The following is a 9,965-nucleotide window of genomic DNA, read 5'->3' on the forward strand; positions in this document are numbered from 1 at the left end:
GCCGGTCGCGGCGCGGGCTATCAGGCCCGCAGCTGTCGCTGATAGCCCGCGCCGTCGCGCAGCAGGCCGGCGACCGCCCCTGCGGGGACGGGTCTGGAGAACAGGAAGCCCTGGATGTTCTGGCATCCTTCGCGTTCGAGCACCTCGAACTGGGCGACATCCTCCACCCCCTCGGCGAGCGTGTCCATGCCCAGCGCATTGGCGAGGGTGGTGATCGCGCGGATCACGGCGTGCCCGGTGCTGCTGGTGCCGAGGTCCTCGACGAAGCTCTTGTCGATCTTGACCTTGTCGAAGGGGAAGGAGCGCAGATAGCTCAGGGAGGAGTAGCCCGTCCCGAAATCGTCGAGCGCGATCTTCACGCCCAGCGCGCGCAGGCCGTGCAGCGTCGCCAGGGTCGCATCGACATCGGCGATGAAGATGCTTTCCGTGATCTCGAGCTCGAGCCGGTGGGCGGCAAGGCCGCTTGCAGCAAGCGCGGAGAGGACCGTCGAGGCAAGCCCGCTCGCCGCGAACTGCTTGGGCGAGACATTGACCGCGACCGAGACGTTGTCCGGCCAGGTGCTCGCCTGATGGCAGGCCTCGCGCAGCACCCATTCGCCGACCGGCACGATCAGCCCGGTCTCCTCGGCGAGCGGGATGAACTCGGCCGGATTGACCCGGCCCCGCACCGGGTGGTTCCAGCGGATCAGCGCCTCGAAGCCGGTCAGGCGCTTCTCGGCAAGGCTGTAGAGCGGCTGGAAATTGAGCTCGAACCCGCCCTCCTTGATCGCGGCCCGCAGGTCGAGCTCGAGCTGGCGGCGCTGGCGCGCCGCCTCGTCGAGCGCGGGTTCGAAGAAGTGGTAGGTCGCCTTGCCCTCGTGCTTGGCGCGGTAGAGCGCGAGGTCGGCGTTCTTCATCAGGGTGCTGCCGTCGTTCCCGTCGCCCGGCGCGACGGCGATGCCGATGCTTGCCCCGCAGGCGGCGTGCTGGCCGCCGATCGCGATCGGGCGATCGAAGCTGCGTTGCAGGGCATCGGCGATGTGGCCGAGATCGCGCTTCTCGTCGATCCCGTCGATCAGGATCGCGAACTCGTCCCCGCCGAGCCGGGCGACCAGCGCATCGGGCAGGTCCTCGCGCAGGTGATCGGCGACCATCCGCAGCAGCGCGTCGCCCGCCGGATGGCCGAGCGAGTCGTTGACCATCTTGAAATCGTCGAGATCGACATAGGCGACCAGCACCCGTTCGCCCTGCCGCCGCCGGGCGAGGGTGGTGGCGAGCTGTTCGGTGAAGAGCTTGCGGTTGGGAAGGCCGGTGAGGCCGTCGTGAAGGCCGACATGGATGATCTGCCGCTCGCGCTCCTCGATAGCGATGACCATCTGGTTGAAGCTGTCGGCGAGCCGCCCGATCTCGTCCCCGGTGGCGATCGCGAGGCTCACTTCGCGGCCCTCGCCGATCATGCGGGTCGCCTCGTCGAGCTGCTGGAGCGGCTCGGTGACGCTGCGCGCGACCCGCCAGCTCATCCCCAGCGCCAGCACGATGCCGCCGACTGCGAGTGCGATCAGCCAGCCCTTGAGGCTCGCATAGGCAGCGAGCGACTCCGCGAGCGGGTGGCGCAGCACCAGCCGGGGCGCGACGCCCTCCTGCAGCACCGCAAGGTCCGAGACATGGTAGAGGTAGCGCTCGCCCGCCTCGCGCTCGAACACGGTGCCCGATGCCGCATCGCGCAGCCACGCGGGCTGGCGACCCGCCTCGACCACCTGCGCCTGCAGCGCGATTGGCGCAAGCTCCACCAGCCGGTCGAGCTCCGCGCGGTCCAGCGGCTGGGCGATCACCAGCCAGCCGATGAGGTCGGGGGCCTCGATGGGCGCGGCGGCGGCCAGCGCCAGGCCCTTGTCCGAACGGATGATGCCCCGCGTCTTGCCGGCATCGAGCTGCGCGTAGAGGCTTTCGGGCGCCGGAATCCCGGTCGTGTCGGCGGCGCGCACCTCGCCCTCGAGCGTCAGGACGAAGGCCATGTCGCTGCGCACCCGCCCCTCGAGACTGGCGAGCGCGCTGGCGATGGTCGGCGCATCGCCCGTCGCCACCGCCTCGCGGAAGCCGAAGTCATGCGCGAGCACGCCGGCCTGGTCGCCCATCTGGCGCGCCCGCGCGGCGAGGATTTCGTCGAACACCCGTGCGTTGGCGCCAAGGTCGCGCGCCGCGCTCGTCTCGCCGAAGCGCGCCAGCCCCCCGGCGGCGAGCGACACCACGAGGCCGAGCACCACCGTGAACAGCCCGGCATAAAGCAGCGCGATGCGCGAGCGCAGCGATCCGAAACGCCAGCGCCGCATCCGCGCCAAGAGTGCGTCTGCGCGCGCGGGTGTCGCCTCCGCGACGCTCATCGCAGGGCGACCTTGATCTTCTGTGCCTGTGCGCCGCCCGTGAGCGCGACCGCCGACTTGCTCTCGTTGTCGATGCTGCGCAGCTGCGGGTGCCAGACGGTGATCCGCGCCGCGCCCGCTGCCATGCCGGTGAGGGTCACATAGCCATTGTGATCGGTCTTGCCCGCAAAGGGCGTGTCGGTGACGCGGATATAGCCGCGCATCTGATCGTGGATGTTGCAGCCCAGCTTGACGCTGCCGACGATCGGGAAGGTCTGGGTGCGGGTCTGGTCGCGGCCGTAGAGCTCGATGGCGAAGCGCGCCGGCTTGGAGAAGCTGTAGATCGAGTGGCGCACATTATCGAGATTGGGAAAGGCCACGGTGCTGCCCTTGGCGACGACGAGCGTGCCGGGGACGAACTGCTGGTTCTTCTGACCCATTCCCATCTTCCAGGGGAAGCGAATCGGTCCGGCAGGCGGTGATGCCGTATGCAGTTCGACCACCGCATCGCGCACCGGCACGCCGGCCGTATCCACCACCTGCACCGTCAGGCTGGCCGGCGCTGCGGCACGGGTGCCGGTGGCGCCCGCGATCAGCCCCAGCCCGGCGACGGCGAGAAGGGCGAGGGCGGCGGGAAGCTTCGGGACGGGGGCGTGGGCGACGGGCATGGCAGGCCCGGCACCTAAGCGGTGACCCGTTAAAGAACCCTCGCTTCAGGGTTCAAGGCGCGTTTACCAAATGCCGCTAACGCCGACGGCATGGTGCTTTCGCTTTCCAGCCTGCTGATCCTCGCCCAGGCCGCCGTTGGACCGTCCGCTGCGGGCGCCGAGGACGCGCCGGAGCGTCAGGAGCGCATCGCCTATCAACCTGTGCTGGAGCAGCCCGCCGCTGCGTCCCCGCCGAATTCGCTCGTGCCCGCGACCGCGCCCGTCGCGCCTGACGATGCTTTGGCGCTGAACGAATCGGAACCGCGGGCCGGCAAGCTGCGGATGTTCGACGGCGGCAAGCTGCTGCTCACCAACGGCGTCACCACGGTCGAGGGATCGTCCGGCGGCGGCCTTGCCCGCTGGGCGACGATCGGCGGGCGGCAGATGGCGGGCGGGATCGGCGCATCGGCCCATGTCACCGGGATCGAGCTCGCGGATTTCGGCTGGCGGTCCTACGGGATCGCGGTGGGCCTCGGCGATCGCATCGAGCTGAGCTATGCGCGGGCCGATTTCGACACCCGCGACATCGGCACCGCGCTCGGCATCGGGCAGGGCTACACCTTCAACCTCGACACCTTCGGCGCCAAACTGCGCGTCGCGGGCGATCTCGTCTACGGCGAGACCTGGCTGCCGCAGATCGCGGTCGGGATCGAACACAAGCGTAGCCGCGACGGCGCGCTGGTGCGGGCGCTCGGCGCGGCGGATGCGGCGGGCACGGATTACACGCTGAGCGCCACCAAGCTGTTTCTCGCGCGCAGCCTGCTGGTCAATGCCACCCTGCGCTACACCGAGGCGAACGAGCTTGGCCTGCTCGGCTTCGGCGCGGCGGGCGGCGGGGCGGACTATCGGCTCCAGTTCGAAGGATCGGTCGGCTACCAGCTCTCCCGCCGCGCGGTGGTTGGTGCGGAATATCGCAGCAAGCCCGACAATCTGGGCCTGGGCGACGATGACTGGATGGACATCTTCGCCGCCTACGCCCTGACGCGCCACCTCACGCTGACCGCCGCCTATGTCGACTTGGGCTCGATCGCCACGATCCCCGGCCAGCGCGGCGGGTTCCTGTCCGCGCAAGTCGCTTTCTGATCCCCGCCCCGGAGCCTCCGCCGATGCTGCTGACCGCCACCGCTTCCGCTCTCCTGATGCTCATGCAGCAGGCCCCTGCCGAAGGCACCGACTGGGATGCGGAGTTCGGCGTCGAGGCCAAGCAGCGCGATCCGGTGACGGGCGAGTTTCCGGTCGATCCCTATCCGCAGTCCAACGCCAACGCCGGCGCGGCGCCCTATGACGGCGCCGGGCTCGCCGCCGCGTTCGGCGGGCGCGAGGGCATCGCGCGGATCGCGGCGCGCACCGTCGATCTGTCCGAGGCCGATCCGCGCATCGCGCCGATCTTCGCCAGCCACGACATGGTGCGGCTGAAGCGGACGCTGGGCGAACAGTTCTGCTACCTCTTGGGTGCGGGATGCGATTACACGGGCCGCGACATGAAGACCGCGCACGCGCAGATGGGCGTCAGCCGCGCCGACATGAACGCGCTGGTCGAAAACCTTCAGGCAGCGATGCGCGAGGCGAGGGTGCCTTTCGCCGCGCAGAACCGCCTGCTGGCGAAGCTGGCGCCGATATCGCGGGACGTCGTCGAGCGTTGAGCAAAACGCTTTCATCCATCAGATGGAAGGATAAGGCGCAAATTATCTAATTATCCTAAGCGCCGCGGTGATCTAGGACGCGACACGATCGCCGCGCCCAAGGATATGCCGATGCAAAGCCCCGAACTCGAGCCGCTTCCCGTCGCAACCCGTCCCCCGCAGTCGAGCCAAGGCCAGCCGAGCCTGTCGCTGGTGCGCAACCAGCTGTGCCTCGCCCGGCCGGACGAGGCGCCTTCTGCCGAATGGGCCGATGCGTTCGACAGGGTGGCCGGCTGGGCGGGTCTCGACATCCGGCACGCCCCGCGCGGCGGCGCCGGGGTGCTGCGGCAGCGTGCGGGTTGGGCGTGGGGCCGCGGGGCCGCGCGGGCACCGATCTTCGCGCCGTGGCTCTCGCACCCCGCCGCCGCGTTCCAGGACCCGCGCCGGACGCGCGACCTTGCGCCGGCGCGCTGGGTGGCAAGCTACCTGTGGGACCCCTGCGCCGGTCGTCCCGGCCGCACCGCCGCGATCGACGCGATGCTGGTCTCGCCGCATCCGGCCGCGTGCCGGATGGACGAGGAATGTGGCGTATCGCTCCCCGGCAGCCGCTTACTGCACGACATGATAGGCGCCGCCGAAGCCGAGGGCCGCAGCCGCATCGCGGTGATCGGCCACGAGCGCAGCCGCAGCGCGCTGGCGCGGCATATGCTCGCGGGCAAGGTGGTGCCCGGCTGGAGCGGGCTTGCCCTCGAGGTGCTGGCCATCGAGGAGGCGCTGGCCCGGCTCGCCGGCGATCCGGGCGGCTGGGATGCGATCATCGTCATGCCCGAATTGCGCAGCCTCATCGTCACCCTGCTTGCCGAGCTGTCGGGGATACGCGGCCCGTGGCCGATGCTGTGGCAGGGCGATACGCTCCATCTCGTCTCGGCCGAGACAGCCCTGGGCAGGGCGGGGGGCGCCCCGCTCGATGCGGCGCTGCTGGTGCAGTCACTCGCCCTCGCCGCGCGAAATGGCGGGAACCTGTTCGCCGCCCGGCGCCTCGCCGAAGGCTGGGCGCGGCTGCGCGATCGGGGCGTCGTGACCGAGACGCGCGGATCGCCCGCGCCCTACGTGACACAGCTTTCCGACGCCGAATGCCTCGCCCGCCTGTGTGCGGAGGACGCCGCCGCAGGGCGCCCGGTCGCACCGTGGAAGGCCGTGGCCGCGCCCGCGCCGAATGCTGCGCCCGCAAGCGTTCCGTGCGGGACTGCCGCAAGCCGCATCACGCTCGTCGCGACACGCTGAACCCCGGCGGCCGCGTCAGGCCGCGCTGCGCTGGGTCAGCGCCGGGATTGAGGTCTTGCCCGGGTCCTGCGAGCGCCGCGCGTAACGCCGCACGAGATCGCTCCACTCGACCACCAGGCTGCCCCCGGTGCTCTGGTGCAGCTTTTCCCACGAGGACAGCATCTCGAGACAGGCATGGTCGATATAGTCGAGCTTCTCGACGTGGATGTGCACCTCCGCGCCGAAGGGGCTGGCTTCGAGCACGCCGCTGAGCTGCGGGATCGAGAAGAACGTCGCCGAACCCGTCAGCCACACGTCGATCCGGTTCGCCTCCTTGTCCTCGGTGGTGCTGATCTCGAGGTGCGAGAAGGTGTAGACGAGCTTGAGCGTCGCCAGCGCGAAGCCCATGATGACGCCGGTGAGGAGGTCGATGGCGACCACCCCGACAAGCGTCACGGCATAGATCGCCAGCTCCTGCCGCCCGAACTCGGCGATCTTGCGGATCTGCGCCACGTTGACGAGCTTGTAGCCGGTGTAGACGAGGATCGCGGCGAGCACGCTGGTGGGAATCTCGTTGAGCACGAAGGGGAAGGCGACGATCGCCAGCAGCAGCCAGCCGCCATGCGCGATGGCGGAAAAGCGGGTGGTGGCGCCGGCCTCGACATTGGCGGCGGACCGCACGATCACCCCGGTCATCGGCAGCGCGCCAAGTGCGCCGCAGATCATGTTGCCCACGCCTTGCGCGCGCAGTTCCTTGTCGTAATTGGTGCGCGCGCCGATGTGCATCTTGTCGACCGCCGTCGCGCACAGCAGCGTTTCGGCGCTGGCGACGAAGGCGAAGATCAGGCCGAGGCCGAGGATGCCGGGCTCGATCGCGCGGCCCAGCGCCTCCATGGTGGGGACATTGAGCGCGTCGGTCAGGTTGGCGGGCAGATCGACCTGGATGATCGGCAGGGCGAACACCATCGCGAAGATCGTGCCGACGATCACGCCGAGCAGCGGTCCGGGCAACAGCGACAGCCGCGCGGGCCGAAACTTGTTCCACAGCACGATGGTGAAAATCGTGATGATCCCGGCGAGCGCCGCCAGGTGGTGCACCGATCCGTCGGTGGGGATCGCCTTGACGATCGCCTCGGGCAGGGCGGCGATGTTGGCAAGCCCGCTCGAACGCGGGGCATCGTCGAGCATGACGTGGACCTGCGAGACGAAGATCAGCACGCCGATCCCGGCCAGCATCCCGTGAATGACCGACGGCGAGATCGCGCGGAACCATTGCCCCAGTCGCAGGACCCCGGCGATGAGCTGAAAGGCGCCCGCCAGCAGCCCCACCACGCCCAGCATGATCAGCCCCTGTTCGCTGACCAGCTGGAAGACCAGCACCGCCATCCCCGCTGCGGGCCCGCTGACCTGGAGCGGCGATCCGGCGATGCTTCCCACCACCAGCCCGCCGATGATCCCGGTGATCAGCCCCAGCGCCGGGGGTGCGCCCGAGGCGATCGCCACGCCCATGCACAGTGGCAGGGCGACGAGGAAGACCACGATCGAGGCAAGGGAATCCCGGCCGAGGACGGCAGAGGACGGGCGTTGGGCAGTCAGGGTGCTCATGACGGGCGCTCCTTGGCTAGCGGGATGAAGGTGTCGGGGCGCTCCGGATCGGACGCGACATCAGCAGGCGTGGCCGGCGAGCACGGCTCTGGCGGCCTCGGGCGCGTAATGGTCGGCGATCGGCGCCCAGCTGCGCGTCGCCTGGTCGTAGGCGGAGACCTCGCCGGACTTGATGTCGTAGACCCAGCCGTGAAGCTGGAGCCGGTCCTGCGCCAGCGCGACCGCCACCGTCGGGTGGGTCTTGAGGTGCTGGAGTTGCAGGATCACGTTCTGCTCCAGCAGCATCCGCATCCGCTCCGCCTCGCTCAGCCCCGCGCCGAGCGCTTCGGTGATGTCCACCGCGCCCTGCGAATAGCCCAGCCATTCGCGCACGTGCGGCAGATGACCCAACCCGTCACGGTTCATCGCGCCCTTCATCGCGCCGCATTCGGTGTGGCCGCAGATCACGATGTTGGGCACCCGCAGGGCGCCGATCGCGAACTCGATCGAGGCGGTCATGCCGCCGGTCTGGTTGGTGTGCGGGGGCACGATGTTGCCCGCGTTGCGGCAGATGAACAGCTCGCCCGGATCGGTCTGGGTGAGCATCGCGGTCTCGATTCGGCTGTCCGAGCAGGTGATGAACAGCGCCTCGGGGCTCTGCCCGGTGGCAAGGCGTTCGAACAGCTCGCGCTTCTCGGGGAACACCTCGCGCTGGAACTTGATGACCCCCATGGCAAATTTCGACATCCGTTCGGTCCTTTCGATCTGATTGTCAGGCATGGTCGGCGGCCCACAGCTTGCGCACTTCCTCGAGCTGCGCGGGGCCCTCGATCGGACCTCGCACCTCGAGGAAGGGGAGCGCGTCGAGAATCCAGCCGGCCATGCCCGGCCGGGTGAGGCGGTAGAAATGCTGCCGTCCCGCGCGCCGGTCGGTCACCAGCCGGTGCGAGCGCAGCGCGGCAAGATGCTGCGAGACGCGCGGCGCGGGCAGGCCGAGCGCATGGGCGATGGCGGTGACATCCTTTTCGCCGTGGCCGAGTTCCTCCACCAGCCGCACCCGATCGGGGTGGGCGAGGATCTTGAAGATATCGGCCAGTTCCCTGGACACGATGACGCGGCCCGGCATGGCAGCCTCCCATGCATATCTGCAAATATATGCAAATATGATCCTATGCAGATGTGCAAGGAATGTCAAATGCTACAGAGCTTCGGTAGGGCGAGGGTGTTCGCCGTGTCCGACGCCTGTCTCGCCTCGGCACGCAGGCCGCGCCCGGCGCAGCTCCAGAGAGCGATTTTTCAGGGTGTTGTCGGTCTGCCGCGCGCAGACGGCGGACGCGTTTCCGCCGACGCAGAATCGCGACCCGCAGCAAGGGCGGGGCGCCCGAAGGCAAACCGGCCTATTTCAGGAGAGAAGATGGTGCGGTCGAGAAGACTCGAACTTCCACGGGCTTTCGCCCACAACGACCTCAACGTTGCGCGTCTACCAGTTCCGCCACGACCGCACTCGGGGTATGTCGGGGCAGCAAGAAGTGCTGGCCCCGCGGTAGGAGCGCGCCCCTAGCAAGGGCCTCGGGGGAGCGCAAGCGCTTAAACGAGCGCGCCGTCAAACCGCTCAGCGCGGCGCCCAGCCGAGGTCGGCCACCGCCGCGCCGGGCGGGATGTTGGCGATCGCCTCGGTCACCGTCACCGTCTCGCCCGGGGCAAGGCGGCGCTTGGCGGGGACCACCACCCAGTCGCCGATATTGCGTTCGCGCCGGTCGGAGAACACCACCAGCAGGTTCGGCACGTCGAGGCTTTCGGCGGCGGTGTTGGTGATGGTGCCGCGCACCCGGAAGATCACCTCGCCGTTCTCGAGCGGCTCCTTGCGCTGCTGCGCCTTGGGGAAATCGAGCTCGAGCCCGGGCCGGCCGACGCCGAAGGTCGGGCGCTGGAGCGGGAGCCATTCGGGCAGGCCGTAGTAATTGACCGCGACCGCCGTCGCCCCGGCGATCGCGGCGAACAGCACGGCGGCAAGCGTCCACATCCTGAGCGTGTTGCGCGGGCGGGTGAAGGGCGCGCGGTAATCGAAGCGCGAGGTGCCCTCGTCCTCGTCCTCGTCGTCGAATGCCCGGTCCTCGGCGAAGGAGGGGACGGGCGGCGCCGGGCTCTCGTCCTCCTCCCCTGCATCGGGGAAGGCTGCGGGCGGATCGCTGCGCACCGCGACCGGCGCGGGCGGCGGAGAAGGCGGCGGCGGAGGGGGTTGATCCGCCGCGCCGAGCCCGCGCCGCAGCGCGCGCACCGCAAGGGTCGGCTCCTGATCGGGCTGACGACGCTCGGTCGGAGGCTCTGCCGTGCGCCAGTGGCTCACCGAGGGCCGCTCGCCCGTCGGCGCAGGCGCAGGCTGGGGCGGCGGCGCGGGGGGCGCTTCGGCGCGCACTTCGGGTGCAGGCGGCGGCGGCGGAGGAGAAGGC

9 protein-coding genes and 1 tRNA gene are annotated in these 9,965 nt (G+C 69.7%); 3 read left to right on the forward strand and 7 right to left on the reverse strand.

All coding sequences use genetic code 11. The annotated features are described in order from the left end of the window. Positions 1-20 precede the first annotated feature (20 nt). Complete coding sequence (locus tag OPU67_RS14300; RefSeq protein WP_267620809.1) at positions 21-2,360, reverse strand: putative bifunctional diguanylate cyclase/phosphodiesterase; 2,340 nt, start codon at positions 2,358-2,360, stop codon at positions 21-23. Next, positions 2,357-3,007: a methylamine utilization protein gene (locus OPU67_RS14305; protein ID WP_267620810.1), complete on the reverse strand. Its 651-nt coding sequence runs from the start codon at positions 3,005-3,007 to the stop codon at positions 2,357-2,359. Before OPU67_RS14305 ends, OPU67_RS14300 begins: the two co-directional genes overlap by 4 nt. 90 nt (positions 3,008-3,097) lie before the next feature. On the opposite strand from OPU67_RS14305, the gene OPU67_RS14310 reads away from it, so the two are divergent. The 3 genes from OPU67_RS14310 to OPU67_RS14320 all read left to right on the forward strand — a co-directional run bounded on the left by OPU67_RS14310 (position 3,098) and on the right by OPU67_RS14320 (position 5,952). After that, complete coding sequence (locus tag OPU67_RS14310) at positions 3,098-4,129, forward strand: DUF3034 family protein (protein ID WP_267620812.1); 1,032 nt, start codon at positions 3,098-3,100, stop codon at positions 4,127-4,129. 23 nt (positions 4,130-4,152) lie between these two features. Then, positions 4,153-4,689, forward strand: a complete 537-nt coding sequence (locus tag OPU67_RS14315; protein WP_267620814.1) for a group I truncated hemoglobin — start codon at positions 4,153-4,155, stop codon at positions 4,687-4,689. 111 nt (positions 4,690-4,800) lie between these two features. Further along, positions 4,801-5,952 carry a hypothetical protein gene (locus OPU67_RS14320; protein ID WP_267620816.1) on the forward strand — a complete coding sequence of 384 codons (1,152 nt, stop codon included), beginning with the start codon at positions 4,801-4,803 and terminating at the stop codon, positions 5,950-5,952. Between the two features lie 15 nt (positions 5,953-5,967). Here the strand turns inward: OPU67_RS14320 and OPU67_RS14325 are convergent, their stop codons facing one another. From OPU67_RS14325 to OPU67_RS14345, 5 genes are all read right to left on the reverse strand, one after another. After that, positions 5,968-7,536, reverse strand: a complete 1,569-nt coding sequence (locus OPU67_RS14325; RefSeq protein WP_267620818.1) for a SulP family inorganic anion transporter — start codon at positions 7,534-7,536, stop codon at positions 5,968-5,970. A gap of 60 nt (positions 7,537-7,596) precedes the next feature. Then, positions 7,597-8,262, reverse strand: coding sequence for a carbonic anhydrase (locus tag OPU67_RS14330; RefSeq protein ID WP_267620820.1), 666 nt, complete (start codon positions 8,260-8,262; stop codon positions 7,597-7,599). Between the two features lie 25 nt (positions 8,263-8,287). Then, positions 8,288-8,641, reverse strand: coding sequence for an ArsR/SmtB family transcription factor (locus OPU67_RS14335; RefSeq protein WP_267620822.1), 354 nt, complete (start codon positions 8,639-8,641; stop codon positions 8,288-8,290). Between the two features lie 289 nt (positions 8,642-8,930). Next, a tRNA-Leu gene (locus OPU67_RS14340) sits at positions 8,931-9,017 on the reverse strand. Positions 9,018-9,127: 110 nt separating this feature from the next. Next, positions 9,128-9,965, reverse strand: an 838-nt coding sequence (locus tag OPU67_RS14345; protein ID WP_267620824.1) for a hypothetical protein, incomplete at its 5' end; no start/stop codon positions are given.

Source organism: Erythrobacter sp. WG (assembly GCF_026586795.1).
Lineage (GTDB): Bacteria > Pseudomonadota > Alphaproteobacteria > Sphingomonadales > Sphingomonadaceae > Erythrobacter.